General features: G+C 56.7%; 23 protein-coding genes. 16 read left to right on the forward strand and 7 right to left on the reverse strand.

The features are described from left to right. Positions 1 to 96: 96 nt before the first annotated feature. Positions 97 to 927: a flagellar hook-basal body protein gene (locus AB8880_08205; GenBank protein XDZ64907.1), complete on the forward strand. Its 831-nt coding sequence runs from the start codon at positions 97 to 99 to the stop codon at positions 925 to 927. 25 nt (positions 928 to 952) lie between these two features. Here AB8880_08205 and AB8880_08210 read toward each other — a convergent pair whose 3' ends face one another. The 5 genes from AB8880_08210 to flhA all read right to left on the reverse strand — a co-directional run bounded on the left by AB8880_08210 (position 953) and on the right by flhA (position 6,150). Then, positions 953 to 1,357 carry a hypothetical protein gene (locus AB8880_08210; GenBank protein ID XDZ64908.1) on the reverse strand — a complete coding sequence of 135 codons (405 nt, stop codon included), beginning with the start codon at positions 1,355 to 1,357 and terminating at the stop codon, positions 953 to 955. Then, positions 1,354 to 2,076, reverse strand: a complete 723-nt coding sequence (locus AB8880_08215) for a sigma-70 family RNA polymerase sigma factor (GenBank protein XDZ64909.1) — start codon at positions 2,074 to 2,076, stop codon at positions 1,354 to 1,356. Before AB8880_08215 ends, AB8880_08210 begins: the two co-directional genes overlap by 4 nt. Position 2,077: 1 nt before the next feature. Next, complete coding sequence (locus tag AB8880_08220) at positions 2,078 to 2,872, reverse strand: MinD/ParA family protein (protein XDZ64910.1); 795 nt, start codon at positions 2,870 to 2,872, stop codon at positions 2,078 to 2,080. A gap of 72 nt (positions 2,873 to 2,944) precedes the next feature. Continuing rightward, positions 2,945 to 4,021, reverse strand: a complete 1,077-nt coding sequence (locus AB8880_08225) for a hypothetical protein (GenBank protein ID XDZ64911.1) — start codon at positions 4,019 to 4,021, stop codon at positions 2,945 to 2,947. A 26-nt stretch (positions 4,022 to 4,047) separates the two neighbouring features. Further along, entirely contained in the window at positions 4,048 to 6,150 is a 2,103-nt protein-coding gene (gene flhA, locus AB8880_08230) for a flagellar biosynthesis protein FlhA (protein ID XDZ64912.1), read from the reverse strand. 316 nt (positions 6,151 to 6,466) lie between these two features. On the opposite strand from flhA, the gene AB8880_08235 reads away from it, so the two are divergent. Genes AB8880_08235 through AB8880_08260 form a run of 6 tightly spaced genes read left to right on the forward strand, consistent with a single transcriptional unit; the run spans position 6,467 to position 10,022 of the window. After that, on the forward strand, positions 6,467 to 6,994 hold the full coding sequence (locus AB8880_08235) for an LPP20 family lipoprotein (GenBank protein XDZ64913.1): 528 nt from the start codon (positions 6,467 to 6,469) through the stop codon (positions 6,992 to 6,994). A 19-nt stretch (positions 6,995 to 7,013) separates the two neighbouring features. Beyond that, positions 7,014 to 8,192 (forward strand): flagellar assembly protein T N-terminal domain-containing protein, encoded by a 1,179-nt coding sequence (locus tag AB8880_08240; GenBank protein XDZ64914.1) that lies wholly within the window; start codon positions 7,014 to 7,016, stop codon positions 8,190 to 8,192. Further along, entirely contained in the window at positions 8,189 to 8,617 is a 429-nt protein-coding gene (locus AB8880_08245; GenBank protein XDZ64915.1) for a FimV family protein, read from the forward strand. The genes AB8880_08240 and AB8880_08245 overlap by 4 nt, the downstream gene beginning before the upstream one ends. Next, the gene (flgA, locus tag AB8880_08250) at positions 8,607 to 9,347 is read left to right on the forward strand and encodes a flagellar basal body P-ring formation chaperone FlgA (GenBank protein XDZ64916.1); all 741 of its coding nucleotides are present in this window, start codon (positions 8,607 to 8,609) and stop codon (positions 9,345 to 9,347) included. Before AB8880_08245 ends, flgA begins: the two co-directional genes overlap by 11 nt. A gap of 46 nt (positions 9,348 to 9,393) precedes the next feature. Beyond that, positions 9,394 to 9,690 carry a flagellar biosynthesis anti-sigma factor FlgM gene (gene flgM / locus AB8880_08255; GenBank protein ID XDZ64917.1) on the forward strand — a complete coding sequence of 99 codons (297 nt, stop codon included), beginning with the start codon at positions 9,394 to 9,396 and terminating at the stop codon, positions 9,688 to 9,690. 23 nt (positions 9,691 to 9,713) lie between these two features. After that, entirely contained in the window at positions 9,714 to 10,022 is a 309-nt protein-coding gene (locus AB8880_08260; protein XDZ64918.1) for a hypothetical protein, read from the forward strand. 48 nt (positions 10,023 to 10,070) lie between these two features. Here the strand turns inward: AB8880_08260 and AB8880_08265 are convergent, their stop codons facing one another. Next, on the reverse strand, positions 10,071 to 10,472 hold the full coding sequence (locus AB8880_08265) for a hypothetical protein (protein ID XDZ64919.1): 402 nt from the start codon (positions 10,470 to 10,472) through the stop codon (positions 10,071 to 10,073). Then, positions 10,453 to 11,169 carry a hypothetical protein gene (locus tag AB8880_08270; GenBank protein XDZ64920.1) on the reverse strand — a complete coding sequence of 239 codons (717 nt, stop codon included), beginning with the start codon at positions 11,167 to 11,169 and terminating at the stop codon, positions 10,453 to 10,455. The genes AB8880_08265 and AB8880_08270 overlap by 20 nt, the downstream gene beginning before the upstream one ends. Before the next feature lie 102 nt (positions 11,170 to 11,271). On the opposite strand from AB8880_08270, the gene flgB reads away from it, so the two are divergent. From flgB to AB8880_08315, 9 genes are all read left to right on the forward strand, one after another. After that, the gene (gene flgB / locus AB8880_08275) at positions 11,272 to 11,658 is read left to right on the forward strand and encodes a flagellar basal body rod protein FlgB (protein ID XDZ64921.1); all 387 of its coding nucleotides are present in this window, start codon (positions 11,272 to 11,274) and stop codon (positions 11,656 to 11,658) included. Between the two features lie 2 nt (positions 11,659 to 11,660). Beyond that, on the forward strand, positions 11,661 to 12,077 hold the full coding sequence (gene flgC / locus AB8880_08280; GenBank protein XDZ64922.1) for a flagellar basal body rod protein FlgC: 417 nt from the start codon (positions 11,661 to 11,663) through the stop codon (positions 12,075 to 12,077). A 17-nt stretch (positions 12,078 to 12,094) separates the two neighbouring features. Continuing rightward, the gene (locus tag AB8880_08285) at positions 12,095 to 12,811 is read left to right on the forward strand and encodes a flagellar hook assembly protein FlgD (protein ID XDZ64923.1); all 717 of its coding nucleotides are present in this window, start codon (positions 12,095 to 12,097) and stop codon (positions 12,809 to 12,811) included. A 43-nt stretch (positions 12,812 to 12,854) separates the two neighbouring features. Then, complete coding sequence (locus AB8880_08290; GenBank protein ID XDZ64924.1) at positions 12,855 to 17,027, forward strand: flagellar hook-basal body complex protein; 4,173 nt, start codon at positions 12,855 to 12,857, stop codon at positions 17,025 to 17,027. Positions 17,028 to 17,064: 37 nt separating this feature from the next. Continuing rightward, entirely contained in the window at positions 17,065 to 17,817 is a 753-nt protein-coding gene (locus AB8880_08295; protein XDZ64925.1) for a flagellar basal body rod C-terminal domain-containing protein, read from the forward strand. 97 nt (positions 17,818 to 17,914) lie between these two features. Next, the gene (flgG, locus tag AB8880_08300; protein XDZ64926.1) at positions 17,915 to 18,703 is read left to right on the forward strand and encodes a flagellar basal-body rod protein FlgG; all 789 of its coding nucleotides are present in this window, start codon (positions 17,915 to 17,917) and stop codon (positions 18,701 to 18,703) included. 18 nt (positions 18,704 to 18,721) lie between these two features. Next, positions 18,722 to 19,405 carry a flagellar basal body L-ring protein FlgH gene (locus AB8880_08305; GenBank protein XDZ64927.1) on the forward strand — a complete coding sequence of 228 codons (684 nt, stop codon included), beginning with the start codon at positions 18,722 to 18,724 and terminating at the stop codon, positions 19,403 to 19,405. 34 nt (positions 19,406 to 19,439) lie between these two features. After that, positions 19,440 to 20,546, forward strand: a complete 1,107-nt coding sequence (locus AB8880_08310; protein XDZ67050.1) for a flagellar basal body P-ring protein FlgI — start codon at positions 19,440 to 19,442, stop codon at positions 20,544 to 20,546. A gap of 9 nt (positions 20,547 to 20,555) precedes the next feature. After that, a complete protein-coding gene (locus tag AB8880_08315; GenBank protein XDZ64928.1) occupies positions 20,556 to 20,855 on the forward strand; it encodes a rod-binding protein in 300 nt (99 codons plus the stop codon). Positions 20,856 to 20,857: the final 2 nt, after the last annotated feature.

The following is a 20,857-nucleotide window of genomic DNA, read 5'->3' on the forward strand; positions in this document are numbered from 1 at the left end:
ATAATGCCATGATTCGGCGAAATTACAACTGTCGTGAAGAATCCCCCAGCCAAGGCAGGGCCATGTGCCCCCGGCATCGGCGAGGAAATATCTGGCATGATTCTTGAAGAGATCCCGCAAAACAACTGCGACGCGAGGGGATTGCCCATGCTTCCGATCATCCGCACCGGCATGATGGCCGCCAATAAAGAAATCGCCACGATCTCAAACAATATTGCCAATGCTGGCAGCACCGGTTTCAAGCGGAGCTCGAACAGTTTTGAGGATATCTATGCGACGATGGCCGATCAGGTCAAACGCAGCACCACCGGCATGGGCACGCGAAATTCAACCATCCGCGTCAACCACGGTCAGGGCTCACTGAAGCCGACCAATATGTCGCTTGACCTGGCGGTTTCCGGCTACGGCATGTTTGTGACCACCGATCCGAATGATGCCACCATCCGATATACCCGCGACGGCAGCTTGACGCTCAATGAGAACAGCCAGATCACGACGAGCAACGGGCGCACCCTCCTTTCCTCGACGGGCCGACCGATCACCGTACCTATGGCGGTTGCCCAGCCGAACGGAACACGGGTGCTGCTCGATTCCATCACCATTACGCCGAAAGGTCAGGTCATGGCCCAATATGGCGGGCTTGCCGCGGTCAATGCCGGCCAGATCGCCATTGCCGGGTTCCGAAACATGAACGGGCTCCAGCAGCTTGGATTAAATGAATTTGCCGAAACAGCGAATTCCGGCGCGCCCCGGATCGGCGTGGCCGGTGACGGGGTTTTCGGGACGATCATCCAGGGAAGCGTCGAAGCCTCCAACACCAATATTTCCGATGAAATGGTGATGATGATGCGTGCCCAGCAGGCTTTCGGTGCGGCATCACGAATGGTGCAGGCGGATGTGGATATCACCCGCCGCCTGATGAGCTGATTTCTTAAAACCGGGTGAGATCTGTCTACCTGAACGGAATGGTGAGGGAGAAACCGGTCACGCCGAGGATCGTTTCCTCGTTGATCCGCAGATCACCTTCGACGCTGACGGCAAGGTCCTGATCAACCCCGAGAACCATCACCATGGGCCGGGCCGAAGAATGACGCGCCAGCGCGGTCATTTCATCAAACCGGGGCCGGGGCATTTTCAGCGCAACCTGCATCAGGGGCTTGCTGACAAGGATGGTCACCCGGCCCGAGACGCGGGATATATGCGCATCCGGCGTGATGACGACCTGGCTGCGGCCGCGGGCAATATTGACAAGGTTGCAGGTGGCGTGGAAGGTCTGCCGCAGATCAGGGCCCGACATGTGCAGATCCATTGTCTGCACCGACATGCTGATTTCGCGTATCTGCTGCCAGTCACTCATGAGGCAATCAGGCCGCCTTCGGAATTGCTGAGATACTCACGCAGGCGCCGGACCGCGGATTTCTTGATCTGCGAGACACGGCCGGTGGTGATCTCAAGGACTTCGGCGATTTCGTAGACATTGAGCTCTTCGACGTAATAGAGCTGGATCAAGAGTGCCTCGCGTTCGGGCAGGGTCTTGAGCGCCTCTTTGAGCGAGGCGCGCAACTCAATGTCATTCATGATTTCTTCGGGGTTGTCCTCATCCGAGACAAACCAGATGGAAAATTCATCATAGACGCTGTCAAGAGACTGGTGATTGTTCGCCTGAAACGCCTTTTCCCATTCCATCATTTCATGTTCGTCGATTTCAAGATATTCGGCGAGTTCATGAAGCTGGGGCTCACGTCCATTGGCCGAGCGCAGCTTTTCCTCTGCCTGGCGGACGCGCTGCTGCATCTTGATCGTGGTACGGCAGAGATTGGAATTCTTCCTCAAATGGTCGACGATCTCGCCTCGTATCCTGAGGCTGGCATAGCTTGAAAAACTCGCGCCTTCCCTGACGGTGTAGTTCTGCGCCGCCAGCACCAGCCCGTAATACCCGATCTGGATCAGGTCCTCGATCTCCGCCGACAATGCCACCCGGCCATGAATATGCCAGGCGATTTTCTTGACCAGATCAAGATGATCGCGGATCAGCTGTTCGACATCCTGCTTCTGTTCGGGGTAATGCGCTTTCATGCTAGCCTGCCCCCCTGGTGCCCGTATCAAAGAAGCGGATACCGCTTGACGTGCTCTGCGGTGCAGCCAGCACGTTCCTGGCCAGCGATTTGAACACCATCACTTCCGGCAGATCTTCCTTGTGAAGGACAACAGGTTTGCGATCGACAATCGATTTCCGGATACGCTGCGAGAAGGGCACATAGCCACCATAGCGAAGCTTGACGTCAAGGAACTGCATCACGATGGCGTTGAACTTGTCGTAATACTTTCTCGCCTCGGCATCGCTGCCCGCCATGTTGACGGCGATGGTGAAATCGACAAGACCTGTTTCAAGATGGCAGGCCTTGATGAAGGAATAGGCATCAAGGAAACTGGTCGGCTCACCCACCAGCACCACCACCGCCCGGTCGGAGGCGGCAACAAAGGAGACCGAATTATCCGATGCCCCGGCCGGAACATCGACGATCAGCACATCGATTTCATCCTTGAAGTGATCCATCATGCGGATGGTATGATATCTGCCCGCGGGATCGACATTAAGCATTTCAAGAAGGCCGCTGCCACCCGAAACAATCCGGACCCCCCTGGGCCCGTCGCAGATAATCTCACTGATGGTTTTCTGCCCGTTCAGCACATCGCTGAGGCTGTGCGCCGGGTTCACCCCGAGAAGAATATGTGAATTGGCCATGCCGAAATCCGCGTCGAAGATCGCAACGCGTTTGCCAAGTTTCTGAAGGGTCAGCGCCAGATTGACCGCAACGCTGGTCTTGCCGACACCGCCTTTCCCGCTTGATACTGCAATCGAGGTAGGCATAACCATTCTCTACTATATGCACATTACGGGTACATTATGCAATTTCTGATCCAACTCAAAAAATGCCGGGGTTCATGTGCCCAGATTTGCACGGGAGACGGGCCTTGAGGCGCGTTCCACCGGGATGGCGATGATATCTGTCCGCACATCATCATCAAGCCGCGTTGCGAGTTCAAGCTGGGCGGAAACGGCGGCGGGCCGGCCCGGCCTGAGGGCGGGCTGATCGATCACCACATCACGTTCGGTCAGCACCAGCCCCTGATCGTCCTTGACCATGAAACGGATCACCGGGGCATCGGCGGAAAGCGGGTAATTGTTGGTCACCTTGCCTTTGATGCGGATGATATCGCCGAGGCGGACGGCCTCAAGATCGCTGACCTTGAAATACTCCATGCTGACATTGACGGTCGCGCCGATGGTCGACATGAAGGTATCCACCATGGGCAGAAGCATCTCGCTCCGGTCCCTGATTGCATAGGCCCCGGCAGAGAGGCCCATGAGGCAGGCAAGCGCGATGAAAGCAAAGCGGCGGCGCGACGTTGACCGGGCAGCCTCGCGCTGCCGGGTTGTGATCATCTCCTTAAGGGAGGTGAGCTCATTACGGAAGCCATCAAGGGTCTTGGTTGTTTCTTCCTGATGCTGTTCGGATTTCTCAAAATACATGCGGGCGGTGTCCACGGCTTCACGCGAGAGGTCTTTAAGGGAATTCGTCTCTTTGGACAGACGCTCATTTTCCCATTGCAGCCGCCGCATCCGGATATTGATTTCGGATTCCCTTTCTCTGAGTTCATCGGCTTCGCGGGAATGTTCATCGGCATTACCGGTATCATCGCCGCCTTCAATCTTCTTCCAGAATTCATCGACGCTTTTCCTGTTCAACACCGGACCTGACGCGTTGGCGGCTGAGGCGGCCGCTTTCGCCCGGTCTCCTGCCTCGGGCGGGTTCAGCTCATCATGCATGATCCTGGTGAACACATCGCTGACTTGCCTGGGTTTCCGAAACTTGAACGCAACATCATTGGTGGCGCGGATTTCAAGCTTGCCGTCCCTTGTCGTGGTATCGAGGATCATGGCGTCTTCACCCAGCTGGGCGATGATCTGATCCATGGCCGTCGCGCTATCGGCGGCTGAAACGGTAATGGTTGGCATAATACGTCCTCCTTAGGGTCCCTGGCTCAGGTTTCTGCCTCACCGCTGATGGTGGCGATAAGTTCAATTTTGCGATTATCGGGTATCTCGGTGAACCCGATGACAATCATGTCGTCGATATGCTGCCGGATCAGTCGCGACAGGGAACGCCGGATCACCGGCGAGACAACCAGCACCGCCTGCTTGCCGTTGGACGACATATCGTCGTTGATCTGATTGAGGCGAGTGAGCAGCTTTTCGGACAGCTCGTTGTCAATGATAAGCCCCTCATCCCCACTCTGCCGTTCCATGGTGATCAGCATGTTTTCAAGATCGGAATTCAGCGTGATCACCGGCAGCGGGCTGTTGAGCGGCGCCACCTGCTGGATCAGCATGCCGGCAAGTTCCGGCCGCAGTGCTTCGGCCATATCCGGAATGCTCATGTTGCGGGAAACAAGATGCGAGATATTTTCAAGAATACGGCGCATATCGCTGATCGGCACGCGTTCCTGCAGCAGAATCCGCAAGACACCGGTCAGGTTATGCAGCGGGATCAGTTTCGGCACCACCGACTGCACCAGATTGGGCGCCGTCTGGGCAAGGTTGTCGAGCAGTTTCTGCACATCATCCTGGCCGACAAGCTGATCGGCAAATTTGTAGAGAAGATGGCTCAGATGCGTGGCCAGCACCGATTCAGGCGCAATCGTCACATAACCGCGGGCTTCCGCTTCCCGTACCTGGTTCGAGGCAATCCAGACCGCATCCATGCCGAAGGTCGGGTCCTTGACCTCGATGCCGTCGATTTTGATATTCGTGTCTTCGCCCGCAATGGCGAGTTTGCGATCAGGATAGATTCTGTCCTCGCCGACAATCGTCTGCCCCACCCTGATCTGATAGGTATTGGGCTGAAGTTTCATGTCATCCCTGATCCGCACCGACGGAACGACAAAGCCGAGCGCCGTCGAAACCTGGCGGCGGATACCGGTCACCCGCGAGCTCAGGAGCCCGCCATCTTCGTTATTGACCATCTCGATCAGGCCATATCCAAGCTGGATGGATACCGCCGAATTATCCGCAATATCCGAAAGAGAGATTGCATCGGGGTTTTCCCCGGCTGTTTCCTCCTCGGCGAGGAGGTCGCTGTCGTCTTCCACGGCGCTGTTTTTTTCCTTGTGATAGGAATAAAAGGCGAGCGCTCCTGCAATCAGCGCGCCGGTGAGGAAAAGCCAGTTCGGCATCGCTGGCACAAGCCCGATCAACCCCAGCACCACGGCCACCGGTATCCATGCCCGCGAGAGGTTGATCTGGCGGCCGATATGTTCCGCCATATCCTGGGTCGAGGAAACACGGGTGACGATCACCGCGGTCGAAATGGCCAGCAGGAGCGACGGGATCTGGGCAACAAGACCATCCCCGATCGACAGCAGCACATAGTTTTCCGCGGCAAGGCCAACCGGCATGTCATGCTGGGCGATACCGATGATCAAGCCGCCCAGCACGTTGATCACCAGAATCAGGATGGAGGCAACCGCGTCCCCTTTGACAAATTTGGACGCGCCATCCATGGCGCCGTAGAAATCCGCCTCGCTGGCGATCTCCTCGCGCCGCAGTTTGGCTTCTTCATTGGTGAGCACCCCGGCATTGAGATCGGCATCAATCGCCATCTGCTTGCCGGGCATCGCATCAAGGGTGAACCGGGCAGATACTTCCGAGACACGCCCCGCCCCTTTGGTGATCACCAAGAGGTTGATGATGATCAGGATAACAAAGACAAAAATCCCCACCGCGTAATTGCCGGCGATCACAAAGGCACCGAAAGCCTCGATCACCTCACCGGCGGCGTTGCTGCCGTTATGGCCTTCGGTCAGCACCACCCGGGTCGAGGCGACATTGAGCCCGAGACGAAGCACGGTTGCGATCAAAAGAAGGCTCGGAAAGCTCGAGAAATCAAGCGGGCGATAGGTGTGCATTGCCACCATCAGCACCAGCAGCGAAACAAGAATGTTGCTGACAAAAAAGATATCGAGAAGAAACGCCGGCAACGGTAGCACCATCATCGCAACAAGAATGAGAATGCCCGCGGGCAACACACTGCCGCCAAAGGCGGCGCGCAAATTGGGGATATTCAGTCGCTGCAATACCGCGTCCATTTTCTACCAGCCTCTTTTCTCTGTCCGGGCCCTGATCCGCGCCGGGGAAACTTCATGGATGGCAGGATTTCGACTGTCAGAAAACCGACAACCTGCCGTGCCTTCGGAAGGCGGGCTTATGATTATCACATTGTTTTCAAACATTTTATTTTCCATCTTTTCGGTCTTCCATCCGGATTGCGGATCGCGTGTCATGGAGAAGAAGGCAAAAGCCGTGCCAGCCCGCATCGGGGAGGTGATTTTTTGTTCCCGCGGGGATCTGGCACAAATCATGCAAGGGGACCGGGCAGATGAATTTCTCGGATGGAGCTAAACCATGACCAAATCCAATTTCAAGCCTCTGTTGATGTTGCCGGTGGTGGCGCTGCTCGGTGCCTGCCAGGTGCCGGTGGTGCTGACGGATGGCAAATCCCTCACCAACGCCCCGGGCGCCGGCATGACGGATCTGGAATTGAGCCAGGCGGAATCACTCAAGGCCGTCAGCGAGGTTCTCGATGCCAAGGCCGAAGCCATCCCGACGCTGAATGCCGTCGGCTATGCGGTTGTATCTTCGCAGCCGGGCCGGTCCGAAGCCCAGAAGCGGCTGATGGCCATCCGCGCCGCCCGCATGGCCGCGATGCGTGATCTGGCCGAACAGATCCATGGCCTCAAGGTTGACAGTTCCACCACCGTGATCGATCTCATGGTCCAGAACGATACCTTCCGGGGCATCGTCACCGGTACCATTCGCGGCGCCCGTACCGTACGGATCAACCCGACCGGCGCGGACACTTATGAAATCGTTCTTGAAATCGACCGTGAAATGATTGCCTATCTGATGGATAGCGCAAGGCAGGTCATCTGATCTTTTCGAGCCTGTTGTCATGACCAGCACCATCCCGCCCGTTGCCGCCACGCCCTGCCTGAAGCCATTCAGGCAGGCTTTCGTGATGCTGGCGGGGGCTTTTCTGGTGGTGCTCGCCGCCCTGCCCCATCCGGCCCGGGCGCAACTGAACTTCACCGAATCCACGGGAAGAGCGGTTATTCAGGAAGGCGCCGATGCGAGCGAGGCCCGCATGATGGCGCTCGAAGACGCGCTGTATCTGGCCGCCCTGCAAGGCGGTGCGACCATCGACGGATTTTCCTCGGTCAGCACCGACACCAGCCTCAATGATTTTCTTCTTGTCCGCCCGGCCAGCATGATCATGGACTACACCATCATCGATGAAATCGAGGACAGCACCCATTATTCGGTCACCATCCGGGCGGTCATCGGCGAGAAAGAGACCGCAACCTGTGTTCGGCCGATGGTGAACGCCACGCTCTACCAGCCCGAGATCAGGATAAGCGCCAAGGTTCCCGGCTGGGCTTCGGCCTACAGTCCGGCGATTGCCCGCCTGCTGACGCGATCGCTCAACGAGCGGGACAGTATCGAGCTCATCAATGCCAGCAACCGGAGATTTTCCGCCTCCAGCCTGACCAATACAAACGATGCGTTTGACTACGCCGCCCTTACCGGCGGCAGCGTGCGGGTCAGCGATGGTGATTTTGCCCTGGTGCCGGAAATCCGCATGGATCATGAACGTACCGGTTCAGGTCTCCTGCGCGAGGAATTCGTCATCCTCACCGTAACGCTTAATGGTTTTCATGGCCGCAGCTATGCGCCGGCTTTCAGCGAGACTTCACGTGTTCGCATTCCGGTGAAACGCTCAACCCCGCTTGCCACCATCGACCAGCTGACCCGGAAAACCCGGGATGAGCTGACCGCGGCCATGGGGCTTCCGGTGCCGGAAGTGATCGATGCCGCCATCAGCGCCATGACCTGCCAGCCGCTCGAAGCTCGGCTTGTTCTCACCAACACCACCCTTTCGGTGCCTTTCGGCCGCAACCAGGGCCTGAACGAAAACTCACTTGCCGTCACCAGCGGTGGCGACATGAACTGGACGGTGCTGCGGGTCACCTCTCTTGACGAGACCAGCGCAAGCCTTGCGCCGCTGGACCCGGGCCGCGATGTTGCTAAACTTGCCGGAAAGACGGTCGAATTTATGGAGTTATCCCGATGATGATATCACGCTTGATGATGGTGGGGCTTGTCTTGATGCTCCCCCTTGCCGCCCAGGCCCAGTCCCAGCCGCTGATCGTGCTGGAATATCCCGGCGGCTATTCTGCCTCTTCGGATTCAGACAACCCCTTTGTCCAGGATGAGAACTATTCGGCCAAGCACCGGGTTCAATCCGGCGAAACCCTGAGCCATGTCATGGAAAAACACTACGCGGGAAGCGGGCTCAACATGCGGTTCATCGAAATGGCGATTGTCATGAAAAACAAACATGCCTTTGTCCGCAACAACCCGCACTATCTTTATGCCGACAAGACGCTTCATCTGCCTTCTCTCAATGAAATCAAAGCATTGATCATGGGTCAAACCAATGATACGCCAAGCACCTCATCCAGCATCACCGATCAGATCTTTTTCTTTGGCAGCTAGTCTGGCCGCGGTGCTGACGGTATCCGCGGCTCTGCCCGCGGCGGCATCGGCGGATGCCCGGGACACCCCGCTTACCGGCGCGATAATCGCCCGCCATATCGAAGCGCTGCTGGCCGCGCGCAACATTGCGGGCACGCCCGTGCTTAACCTCAAGGAAAAGCACAACCCCTGCCCCGGCGAGATTGCGGCAGCGCCAATGTTCAAGAACTGGAAAACCATCAAAGTGACCTGTTCGTCCGCTGCGCAATGGCGGCTGCTGGTGCGGGTGGAACTGGACGATGAAAACATGGCTCCGGCAAGACCTGCGGCCTCTTCAGGGCAGACAGGGGAAACGGACAGATCAGCCGGATCGCACCGGGCGCTTGCACTGAATCGCAGCATGGCCAAGGGGGAGGTCATCATGCAGGAAGATGTGCTGATGGTGCCGATTTCCGCCCAGCAGAATTATGGTGTTTTCCATGATGCCGATGACATTATCGGTCGCCGTGTCCGCACCCCGATCACGGCCAATTCCCCGATCAAATCACGCCAGCTTGAGCCGAAATATCTGGTCGAGGAAAAAAAGCCGGTGATCATCGCCGTCAGCAGCGGCGGAATTTATGTGGAAATGTCCGGAATTTCGTTGCAAAATGGGCAGTTAGGTGAAGCCATAAAAGTCGAGAATATATCGAGCGGCAAGACGATTACGGGAAAAGTTATCGGATTGAGAAAAATTTCACCCATGCACTAAAATATCCGGAAGCTGGGTCGTTAACATGTCTGAGGAGGCTAGACCGATGGTTGAGTCGATTAAAAACACCATGAACAGGGTTGATGTTCCGCGTAATCGCCAGGGCGATACCGCAACCGCATCTCGCACCCCTGTGTCGGCAGCAGCTGGAAGCATCCCAACGGCCTCGGTAGACAATAGCGTTGATACCCCGAAGGTAGTCGCACAACTCGCCGAGAGCCCGCCGGTGAATACAGAAGCCGTCGCACGCATCAAAGCTGCCATAGCGCAAGGGAAATATCCCATTGATGTCGATCAGATCACTGACGCATTGATGGATGCATATCGCGAACTTAAAAGCTAAACTGTCGTCAGGAGTTCATTCTGATGACAGTTAGCCCTGTTGAAGATCATTTTGCCATCATTGAGCGGCTGCTCGATGGTGTGTCTGCGCATGGGGATGACGGAACCTCGGACTCCCCTGCCCTTATTGCACCTGCATTTCAGGAAGAACTGGGCGAGGCGCTGGCCAATCTCCGGCAGGACATGGAAGACGGCAAGATCACGGTCACGGAACAGGACCGGGGCAGGCTCAACGCCATTTTCCAGCGGATTCTGAAACTTGAGGGCATGACCCATGCCCGACTCAGCTGGTTTTCCGATCTCGAGGCAAATCTGCGCAATCAAGACAAGTGAAACTGTGCCCGGATAACGGCGCGGCGGCAGAACCCGTCACGTTTAACCCTACATGGTGAAGAGTGATTTCTCGCACCGGATATAGTTTGCGATAGTGCCGACGGTGACCTGCATATGTCCCGTGTTGCGATCGATGATCAGGACCATCTCATCATTGGCCATGATCACCTGCTCACGGGTGATGCTGCCGATGGTCATGGTGTAGTCCCGGCCGATCTCAATGATCGATGCCGCCGCGCCGGCGCGATCATCGTTGATCACCACCTCCACCAGACCAAGACGATTGGAAGGGCAGGCATATTTTTCATGCCGGAACCGCTCGCATGAACCCAGAAGAGGCGCGGCCATGATGGCGACAAGCCCCTTGAGCAGGGTTGTGCCGACTTCCCTGCGCGCAAGAGAGATGTCGATGGCCTGCCGGATCCCGGTTTCAGCTTTTTTCTGCATCATCGCCTGCTGCTTCATTTTCCTCGCCTGCCTCTTCTGCCGGGGGTTCATCGGGGGTGTCGGCGGGGGCGTCGGCGGAGTCTTCGGCCCCGGCTTCGGCTGTTTTCGCTGTTTCATCTGTTTCGGCGCCGATATCTGATGCCTCGGCGGAGGCGCCCTCCGTGGCGGCATCAGTGGTGTCATCAGAGGCGGCGGCGGTATCATCATCGCTGGAGATTTTTTCCGCCTTGCCCGCGTCGATCAGTTTCCGGGCGTCGGCGGTAAGCGCATCAATCACGACACCTGCCGGGAAGCGGACATGGTTCACTTCGGCGTCCTTGAGGATACGGACCCGCATCCATTCGCTGTCTTTTCCTTCCGGCGCGTGTTCAGATGCGCTGTCCTCCGAGGAGGCGGTTTCGTTCACCGGTGTCCCATCCACCATGGAGCTGTGACGTGACCGGATATGGGCGGCGCTGGCGTCATCAAATTCAAGGCCAAGCAGAAAGGAGATCTTTTCCCGCAGGAGATAGACACGGGCGGCCAGCACACCGAGACGCTTCTGCTCATTGGTTTCATGTTCAAGCAATTGCTTGACGAACAGATTCATTTCCTCAAGGTCCTTGCCTTCGCATTTCTGGATCACGGCATCACGCACCTTGATTGTTGCCGCCGACAGGTTGCTCTGCTTGATACCTTCAAAATCTAGGTTGGCTTCCATTTTTACACCTCAATCGATTGTTGGCATCGTTCTTGCAAAAATCGATCCAAATCAGCCGGCTCAAATCAAATCGCCGGATAAACATTGTAAATGGATTTGGACATGAAGGGAATTGCTGACCATCTCGGGTTTCACGGAACAGCGCTGATGCTGCGCCAGAAGCGGAACATGATCCTCGCGTCCAATATTTCAAACGCGGCGACACCGAACTTCAAGGCACGCGATATCAATTTCGAGGAAGCCATGAAAACGGCGCAAGGTATGGGCCCGATGGTGACCACGCATACACAGCATATCCCCGTGGCCATGACCTCACCTGGTCGTGAAGTGCTTTATCGCCAGCCGGTGAATACTTCGATGGATGGCAATACCGTTGAACTCGCGGTCGAGCAGCTCGAATTTTCGGAAAACGCGATGCGCTTCCAGACCAGCCTCACCTTTCTGAACAATAAAATCGGCGGCCTTATGTCGGCGATCAAGGGAGAATAGAAATGGCCGAGATCAAAAACGTCTATGATATCGCCGGCCGTTCCATGGCAAGCCAGTTGATCCGGCTCAATACGGTTGCCAGCAACATTGCCAATGCCGGCACGCTGACGGGCAACCCGGATGAAGCCTACAGATCCATCAAGCCGGTGTTCGAGGCAACCTATTCCGACCAGTTCAAGCAGAACGGCATCGCCTCGGTGACCGTTTCGGATGTCGTTGAAATGAACATGAAACCTTCACGAATCTTCATGCCCTTCCATCCTGAAGCGGATGCGGAAGGCTATGTTTACGGCGCCGCCGTCAATCTCGAGGAAGAATATGTCGAGATGCTGGAGGCCAGCCGCCAGTACCAGAACAATGTCGAGGTCATCACCACCATGCGTGCCCTCGACATGCGCACTATCAACATCGGCAAATAAGCCCACGGAGCACGACCATGATTGACCCTGCCAGCCAGAACCAGTTGAACAGCATCCTTTCAAAACTGGGCATCAATAAAAACGAGGAAGAGAAAAAGGCCAACAAGGATCAGCTTGGGCAGGAAGATTTTCTTAAACTCATGACAACCCAGCTCCAGAATCAGGATCCTTTTGCGCCGATGGAAAACGCGGAGTTCATCGCCCAGATGGCGCAGTTCTCCACCGTAACGGGGATTACCGAAATGGGTGAAAGCCTCAAAGGTCTGGCAAGCCAGCTCAAGGAGTTTCGCATCGCCACCGCCTCAAGCCTGCTTGGCTCGTCGGTGATGGTGCCGGGCAATGTGGCGCGACCGGACAGCAACGGGGAGATCCACGGGATGATTGATCTGCCCTCCACTTCCACCATGACGCAGCTGACTTTCTCCGATGCGAACGGCACGCCGATCCATTCGATGGATCTCGGCCCAAGCCAGGCCGGGCTGGTTGGGTTTGCATGGGAAGATATTCCTGAAGACGTGCTGGCGAGCAATACGCCGCTGCGTGTCGATGTCTATGCCGATTTTGGCAACGGCATGGAAAGCCTGACGCCATCGGTCTTTGCCGAGGTGTTTTCCGCCTCGGTCGGCGATGATACCACCGGCGTCATGCTCGATGTTCGTGATTACGGTCAGGTGCGGGCCGCCGATGTGCTCCGCTTTCGCGCCGCTTCCGGCTCAACCCAGCAACCACTCTAATCAGGTCAAATTACAAGATTCTGCCAATTGAAGGAGAAACAACATGTCGTTCTACACTGCTCTTACGGGTCTGAATGGTTCATCCGCAGATATTTCGGCAACTTCAAACAACATCGCCAACGTCGGCACGACCGGCTTCAAGCGAAGCCGGGTTGAATTCGGTGATATCTTCGCCACCTCGCCGTTGCAGAACGCGTCTTCATCAATTGGTTCAGGCACCATCCTCAAAGGGATCAAGCAGCAGTTCACCCAGGGTAACATCGCCGCCTCGCTGAACGCGCTAGACCTTGCGATCTCCGGGCAGGGCTTTTTTGCGCTGAAACCGTCGCTGACCTCGGCGCAGACGGTGTATACGCGAAACGGCTCCCTTAACGTGAACAACGACCGATATGTGGTGGATTCCGCCGGCCAGTATCTCCTGACCTATCCGGTGAACACCGACGGATCCGTCACCGCGAAAGACCTCGACAGCGCGGTGCCGCTGCAACTGCCGGTAACGTCAGGTGATCCGCAGGCGACATCGAATATCAAACTCGGGGTCAACGTCAACGCCGCCTCCGACGTCGTTCCGGCCCGGCCGCAGTTCCAGGACGGGTATTCGTTTGATCCAAATGATCCGGAAACCTTCACCAACTCAACATCGATCACGATCTTCGATGACCTTGGTAACCCGACGATTGCGACCGTGTATTTCATCAAGACCCAGGCGGCATCGGCGGATGACCCGACGAACAAATACGACACCCGCCTGGTGATCAACGATACGATCATCAACCCTGATCTGGTGAGCGCGGTGGATGACGCCGGAAATCAGATCTTTGTGGATCGCTTCGGCCAGAAGACCACCAGCATCCCCGATGACAACTACTTCATCGAAGGCAAGGGCTCGCCGCTTTACAAACTGGATGATCTGCAGACACTTGTGCCCTCACAGCCAGCCAAAATCAGCGGTGAACAGACCAGTTTCGACTTCGGTGAGGAAGGCGACAAACTGGTTGAGATCGTCACCGATCCGCTACAGTTCAAGGCCACACGAGAGGCTGGCAATACAGGCTCTGATGTCTATTGGGGCAAGGATTTCCTTTTGGTGAATGTCGACGATTCAGACCAGCCGGTCAGCATCGATATCAATCCCGGTCTCTATAACGCCGATCAGCTCGCCGCCGAAGTCGAGCGGGCGATCAATGCCGCCTATGGCGATGACCGTAAATTCCAGGTCGAGCAGAATGTCGATGATACCATCACCCTTGATTTTCAGCGTGTCGGTGCCGATGGAACCATCACGCCGCTGACCAACAAGATTTCTGTCGAACTGCTAGGGACAGACAGTTTCGTGACCGAAGCCATGGGTGAAGATTTTGCCATCACCGGCACGTCGCCGGATTTCACCAAGGAAGAATTTCTTGCCCATGCGCAGGTCCGGATCAACGAGACCCTCAACGAATATGGCCGCGCCTATTCCGATGACCCGCTGGGTGTCGGTGGCCTGCAGTTTGTCAAATCCCGCGGCGAGAAAATCACCTCTGTCTATGAAAACACCCAGGTGGTTGAACTTGAGCGTGTGGATGACCCGGCAGACAAGCACTATATGGTGCATTCCTATTTCAACAAACGGCCGACCTTGAGCGTCCATTCGGTGATGGATCAAGTCAGGGGCAACAGCTCCAACCTGATTGAATATGCCGCAACGGAAAACCGCCTGCGGATCTATCTCGGCAATGAAACTTCCACCAACCAACTTTATTCAAGTTCCGACCTGACCAATTATGAACAGGGCCGGTCTATCACTCTTGCGGGCAATGATGCGTTCCGCGGTGATCTCAACGGCCGGAGTTTTGTGATTTCCTCCACCGGCACCGATGCCGTTACCGGCTATAAATATATCGATGTCAGCACCTCCGGTCTGGCGGTGGCGGATGAAGATTTCTCCATCGCCGCCGGCAGTGGCGTCAGCCTTTTTGCCCTGACAAGCCCCGCCGATAATGAGCCTACCGTTGAGGCCTTCTTTGAAGGATCCTACTCCGTTTATGAGGGGGCTCAGGAAGACTACAGCAGCCAGCATATTATTATCCGTGAAAAACAGGGCTCAACCGCAGATACTTCCAAAGGTGCATTTGTCGCCACCGCCTGGAAACTGACCAACGATTCCGAAGGCACGAACCTGGCGACAAACCTGGCCCTGCTCGGGCTGCAGAATCTGCACCGGCCGATGGAAATCACCGCTGCCGCCTCTGGCTCCGCCGATTCCACCACCCTGACCTGGTCTGACGGCACAAACAGCCTGTCGATCACGACGGCGGACCATAGCAACGCAACGGCCCATGCCCAGCTCGCCGATATAAGGGACAAGCTGGACGCGCTGACTGATCTGAAGGGCTTTTCTTTCACCTTCCTTGACGCTTCCGGCAATATGGTCGATTCCACAACCGGCAATAACTGGCGCGACACGAGCGCGGTGACCACCAATACCGGCACCGCCAACATCGCCAAGCTGATTGTGTCACGGGACGACAACACCGACTTCAGCCTGAAGGCAGGGGCCACCACTGCTCTGACATCATCGGTCGATGGCGGCGCCACCAGTGCATCCGTCAGCGCAACAGAATTGACCTCCGATGTGCTGGCCAAGTCGTCGGTAGACTGGGTGGATGAGAAAAACCCGCCGGTCAAGGTCGGGTATGATGCCGTCAACCAGCGCCTCAGCTTTGAGGTTGACCGGACGGTTCTCGGCTCGGGCACGGACAGTAACTTCAACTCCTTCTCTGTTTATGGTTCAGCATCTCAGACAGGCACCAACAACCTTGGCCTGACCAATGCAGACAATGCCCAGCGTGTCCAGATCCGCGGTGGTGAGGTTCTCTATGGTGATTCTTTCGTTGCGACAGGCGAGGAAATCCAGCCGAACGACAAGCGCTATGGGATCAAGGTAGCGTATAACTCGGAATTTCAGAACTTCACCATCTCCAGTGGCACTACCGGCGAGGCTATTAACGCGAATGGAGCCATTGGCGTGGAAACACAGCAGAAAGCCTCGAATATCCAGGTCGGGCGTTACGCCATCAGCGAGACAACGGGGGCGCGAGTTGCCCAGCCTTATGATGTGGATGCCACGATTATCGGCAATGGCGACAATTCACTCTTTGGTATCGGCCGGACGAAGAACGGCTTTCTGTTCTCCGCCGGTACCGGCCTCAAGGCAACACCGGCCCGGGCCATCGGCGCCAGCGCCAACGAACCGCTGACCAATGTCTTCAAACTGTCGACACAGAACGGCGATAATATCTTCAACGTTTCCGTCAATGGTATCAGCGGTATCATCGAAGTCCCGGCAACGTCATATGTCGGCACCACGCTTGCCGATGCGCTCCAGACACGGATTAACCAGATTGTTGACCCCGCGACCGGCGACACCATCGGCGGCGTGACGGTGACCTATAGCAGCGAAACCAACAGTTTCTCGTTCTCGACCGGCACCACCGGCACAACTTCCACCATCAAGGTGAAGGGGGCTGCCCGTCTCGGCCTCGATGACGTGCCGCTCGGGGTGGGATCGGTGCCTGAAATCTACAACCTCGTTCAGGCCACCGATGCCGATGGCGTCGCGCTTTATGTCGACGCCAATGGCGAGGTGGTTACCAACCCGCCGGAGAATATGGTTGACGGATACTATCCGCTCTATATCGATGAAGGCGAGCTGACCTTTGATAAAACAGGTAAGCTCATCAGCCCGAAAAACCTTGTTCACTATGAAAAACAGGAAGAAGGTTTCTCGATCGCGCTGGATGTGGATTTCTCCACCTCCACCCAGCTGGCCCAGCCCTTCTCGGTGCTGACCGTTGAACAGGATGGTTTCACCTCAGGCCGACTGGACGGGATCGAGATCGACTCCTCCGGCACGATCCGCGCCAACTACACCAACGGGCAGAACAATCCGCTCGGCAAGATCGTGGTGGCGAACTTCAACAACCAGAACGGCCTGAAGCAGATCGGGAACGCGACCTACACGGAAACCGCGGTCTCAGGCACACCGCAGGTTGGTGAGGCCGGATCCGAAGGCTTCGGGAACATCCTTTCGGGTTCGCTCGAACGTTCCAACGTCGATATCACCGAAGAGCTGGTGAACCTGATTACCGCCCAGCGGAACTTCCAGGCATCGGCCAAGGCGATTGAGACAACCACCGGCCTGACCCAGACCATCATCAATATCCGCATGTAATGACGGATAAGGCAGCCAGGGAGCCCGGGAGTGCATCATGGACAGGTTGATACATACCGCATTGAATTCACTGAAGATTATCAAGGATAATGCCTTCATCAGGTCCAACAACCTGTCCAATATCAGCGTGCCCGGCTTCCGTGCCGACACCCACCTTAAGACGGCGGGCACGGCATTTCTGGATGCTTATGGCACCCATGTGACCCGCGGGCTTTCGGTGACAGATAATTCAAACATCTTCGATGCCTCACCGGGCACGCTCAACGAAACCGGCAAGGAACTTGACGTGGCGATCCGTGACGACGGGTATTTCATCACCCAGTCGGATAATGGCAATTCGCTCAGCCGGCGGGGGGATTTTGACCTTGATATCAATGGCCGGCTGATCAATGGCGCAAGCGGGGTTATCCTTGACAACAACCTTAGCCCCATCACGATCCCGCCTTACCGGAACATCAACATCACCGAGACAGGCGAGATCATCATCGAGCCCATGAACAGTGCACCAGGCACCTACCAGACCGTGGCGACGCTCGGGCTTGTCCGGCCAACCGCGCCCTTGAAGAAATTCCCTGATGGGGAGATTCGTTATGCGGATAATTCGCCCATCGTGGCCAATCAGGAAGCGCGGGTGGTGAACAAGTATCTCGAAATGAGCAACGTCAATCTGATGGAAGAGCTGGTTTCCTCCATCGAGGAACAGCGGGTGTTCGAGATCAACCTGAAACTGGTGAAAGCTGCCGAAGACATCGATCGCAGCGGCTCAACCCTTCTCAAAATACCGACCTGATCCATCTTCCGGCCTACCCTGCCCCGATGGACGGGCAGGCCAATTGGCATGGGTCTTGCAACATGTGGGGGAGTGTTTTTCTTGAAGGAGCAACCCCATGTCCACCAGTTCGATGCATGTGGCCAAAACCGGCCTCAACGCCCAGCAGACACGGATGCAGGTCATCGCCAACAACCTGGCCAACGTGAACACCACCGGGTTCAAGCGTGACCGCGTAAATTTCGAGACTCTCCTCTATCAGGTGCGGCGCACGGCGGGGGACCAGACATCGGCGGATACGGAACTTGCCTCATCTTTTGCTGTCGGGACCGGGGTTCGCACGCTCAATACCCAGAAACTGTTTTCGCAAGGCAGCCTGATCACCACCGACAACTCCCTTGACGTGGCGATCGAAGGCGCGGGCTTCCTGCAGGTGCTGCTGCCGGATGGCCGTCTTGGCTATACCCGTAACGGGGCTTTTTCCCAGAATGCGGAAGGGGTGCTGACCACCGCAAGCGGCTATGTCCTGCAGCCGGAAGTTCAGATCCCCGAAAACGTGACCCAGATCAACATCTCAGGTGACGGCATCGTCAGCGCGCTGGTGGCAGGCGAGATCGGCTCCCAGGAACTGGGCCAGATCACCATGGCGGATTTCACCAACCGCGGCGGGCTCCAGCCCATCGGGGAGAGCTTCTATGTGGAAACCGTGGCCAGCGGCCCGGCGATTGTCGCCAACCCCACCGAACAGGGGTTCGGCAAGCTTATTCAAGGCGCACTTGAGGCATCCAATGTCAATGTGGTGCAGGAACTGGTCAACATGATCGAAACCCAGCGCGCCTATGAAGTCAGCTCCAAATCCATCACCTCGGTGGATGAGATGCTGCGCTTCATCTCAAACAATCTCTAAGTTTTAAGGGAAATCCCCATGCCCAGGACCGGTTCACTCATCCTATCTTTCGCGTTCATGGCGGCGCTTCTTTCGGGCTGCACCACCTATGTGCAGAATGTTGTATCGGATGAGTTTGAGCCGATCTTCGAGGAAGTTGCCGATACCGCGGATCAGGTGCCGACCGGCAGTATCTATACCGATAACGGCGTCGGGCTGTTCCCTTCCGGCCATACATCGAAAGAGGTCGGGGATATCATCAATATCACCATGCTGGAAACCTTCAGCGCCACCAAATCTTCAAGCGCGGCCAGCAGCAAGGCCGATTCATTCGACGTCACCCTGCCGACGGGCCTGCCGAACATTCTGACCGGCGGGTTCGCGCCGGGCTCGCTGACCAGCGGGACAACCCAGTCCTTCGGCGGCAGTGGCACGGCCTCGCAATCCAATACCCTTACCGGGTCCATGTCGGTCACGGTGATGCGCGTCTTCACCAATGGCAATCTTGAAATTGCCGGGCAGAAGAAGCTCACCCTTACCAATGGCGATGAATATGTCCGCGTCCGTGGTATCATCCGGCCGCAGGATATCAGCCAGGATAATGTTGTGCTGTCGTCGCGGATTGCCGATGCCGAGATCACCTATATCGGGGCAGGTCAGGTCGGGGACAGTGTCAATCAGGGATGGCTCAGCCGCGGGCTCCGTGCCATCTCGCCATTCTAGGGAGTGCTTCATGCTGAGGCTGATCATATCACTCATGGCATCGACATGGCTCCTGATCGGGCCTGTCGCCGAAACCCGCGCTGACCGCATCAAGGATATCGCCTCCATCGCAGGTGTCCGAAGCAATCATCTGATTGGTTACGGGGTTGTGGTCGGGCTTGCCGGAACGGGGGACGGCTCCTCCACCCTGACGCAAGCCTCGCTTGAAACACTCATCCAGCAGTTCCGCATCAATATCGACGCAACCAATCTCAGTGCCAAGAACGCGGCAGCGGTGATGATCACCGCCAATCTGCCGCCTTTCGGCAAGCCGGGGCAGAATATTGATATCACGGTCTCCACCCTTGGCGGGGCGAAATCCTTGCGTGGTGGCACGCTCCTGATGACGCCGCTGCTTGGCGCCGACGGCCAGACCTATGCGATTGCCCAGGGAAATCTGGTGGTTGGCGGGCTCGGTGTTTCGGGCAATGACGGCTCATCGGTGATTGTCAATGTGCCCACCGTCGGCCGGATCCCGAACGGTGCGGTGATCGAACGCATGGTGGAAACGCCGTTTCTGAATAACGAGAACGTCATTCTCAACCTGCATCAGGGCGATTTCAGCACCGCCAACAACGTCGCCGATGCGGTCAATGATGTCTTTGGCGGGGATGTGGCGGTACCGCTTGACAGCTCATCGGTGAAGGTACGGGCGCCGGTTGATCCTTCCCAGCGGGTCAGTTTCGTCAGCCTGCTTGAAAATATCGATGTGGAAATGGCCCGGCCGAAAGCCCGGGTGATTGTCAATTCCCGCACCGGCACGATCGTGATCGGCGGGGATGTGCGCGTGACGCCGGCGGTGGTGACCCATGGCTCGCTCACCGTCCGGGTAGAGGAAGATACCAATGTCACCACCACCGCCACGACGACGACAACCGATGGCGTCACCACCACGGCGCCGGGTGATGCGGTCACGACCCAGGACAGCCAGATCACCATCGAGCAGGAACCGGTCAAGGCCTTTGTCTTTGATCCGGGGACCGAGCTTTCCGATATCGTCGATGCGATCAACGCCGTCGGCGCCGGCCCGGCTGATCTCGTGACCATTCTTGAAGCTTTGCGTGAGGCCGGATCTCTCCGGGCCGAGCTGATCATCATCTAGGGGCAGGACATGATAGATCCCACGAGCACGATGCCATCCTTGAGCCAGATCAACGGGGAGAAAACCATCAAAGGGCTCAATACTGAAAAGGACCTGCGCGAGGTCGCCGAACAGTTCGAGGCGATTTTCCTCAACCAGTTCCTGAAACAGGCGCGGCAGGCGAAACTTGCCGATGATATCCTGTCGAATTCAGCATCGAAGACCTATCAGGAAATGCTCGATCAGCAATACGCGTCCATGCTTTCGGGTGATGTCGATCTCGGGATCGCCGAGGCGTTGATGCGGCAATTCGGCCGCAACGTGGAGTAAGC

The sequence above is a fragment of the Alphaproteobacteria bacterium LSUCC0684 genome (assembly GCA_041228335.1).
In the GTDB taxonomy this organism is placed as follows: Bacteria; Pseudomonadota; Alphaproteobacteria; order Puniceispirillales; family UBA1172.

Bases quoted from the DNA above. Each gene is read 5' to 3' on its own strand.
- AB8880_08205 (XDZ64907.1), top strand. From the start codon at position 97: ATGATTCTTGAAGAGATCCCGCAAAACAACTGCGACGCGAGGGGATTG.
- AB8880_08210 (XDZ64908.1), bottom strand. From the start codon at position 1,357: ATGAGTGACTGGCAGCAGATACGCGAAATCAGCATGTCGGTGCAGACA.
- AB8880_08215 (XDZ64909.1), bottom strand. From the start codon at position 2,076: ATGAAAGCGCATTACCCCGAACAGAAGCAGGATGTCGAACAGCTGATC.
- AB8880_08220 (XDZ64910.1), bottom strand. From the start codon at position 2,872: ATGCCTACCTCGATTGCAGTATCAAGCGGGAAAGGCGGTGTCGGCAAG.
- AB8880_08225 (XDZ64911.1), bottom strand. From the start codon at position 4,021: ATGCCAACCATTACCGTTTCAGCCGCCGATAGCGCGACGGCCATGGAT.
- flhA (XDZ64912.1), bottom strand. From the start codon at position 6,150: ATGGACGCGGTATTGCAGCGACTGAATATCCCCAATTTGCGCGCCGCC.
- AB8880_08235 (XDZ64913.1), top strand. From the start codon at position 6,467: ATGACCAAATCCAATTTCAAGCCTCTGTTGATGTTGCCGGTGGTGGCG.
- AB8880_08240 (XDZ64914.1), top strand. From the start codon at position 7,014: ATGACCAGCACCATCCCGCCCGTTGCCGCCACGCCCTGCCTGAAGCCA.
- AB8880_08245 (XDZ64915.1), top strand. From the start codon at position 8,189: ATGATGATATCACGCTTGATGATGGTGGGGCTTGTCTTGATGCTCCCC.
- flgM (XDZ64917.1), top strand. From the start codon at position 9,394: ATGGTTGAGTCGATTAAAAACACCATGAACAGGGTTGATGTTCCGCGT.
- AB8880_08260 (XDZ64918.1), top strand. From the start codon at position 9,714: ATGACAGTTAGCCCTGTTGAAGATCATTTTGCCATCATTGAGCGGCTG.
- AB8880_08265 (XDZ64919.1), bottom strand. From the start codon at position 10,472: ATGATGCAGAAAAAAGCTGAAACCGGGATCCGGCAGGCCATCGACATC.
- AB8880_08270 (XDZ64920.1), bottom strand. From the start codon at position 11,169: ATGGAAGCCAACCTAGATTTTGAAGGTATCAAGCAGAGCAACCTGTCG.
- flgB (XDZ64921.1), top strand. From the start codon at position 11,272: ATGAAGGGAATTGCTGACCATCTCGGGTTTCACGGAACAGCGCTGATG.
- flgC (XDZ64922.1), top strand. From the start codon at position 11,661: ATGGCCGAGATCAAAAACGTCTATGATATCGCCGGCCGTTCCATGGCA.
- AB8880_08285 (XDZ64923.1), top strand. From the start codon at position 12,095: ATGATTGACCCTGCCAGCCAGAACCAGTTGAACAGCATCCTTTCAAAA.
- AB8880_08290 (XDZ64924.1), top strand. From the start codon at position 12,855: ATGTCGTTCTACACTGCTCTTACGGGTCTGAATGGTTCATCCGCAGAT.
- AB8880_08295 (XDZ64925.1), top strand. From the start codon at position 17,065: ATGGACAGGTTGATACATACCGCATTGAATTCACTGAAGATTATCAAG.
- flgG (XDZ64926.1), top strand. From the start codon at position 17,915: ATGTCCACCAGTTCGATGCATGTGGCCAAAACCGGCCTCAACGCCCAG.
- AB8880_08305 (XDZ64927.1), top strand. From the start codon at position 18,722: ATGCCCAGGACCGGTTCACTCATCCTATCTTTCGCGTTCATGGCGGCG.
- AB8880_08310 (XDZ67050.1), top strand. From the start codon at position 19,440: ATGGCATCGACATGGCTCCTGATCGGGCCTGTCGCCGAAACCCGCGCT.
- AB8880_08315 (XDZ64928.1), top strand. From the start codon at position 20,556: ATGATAGATCCCACGAGCACGATGCCATCCTTGAGCCAGATCAACGGG.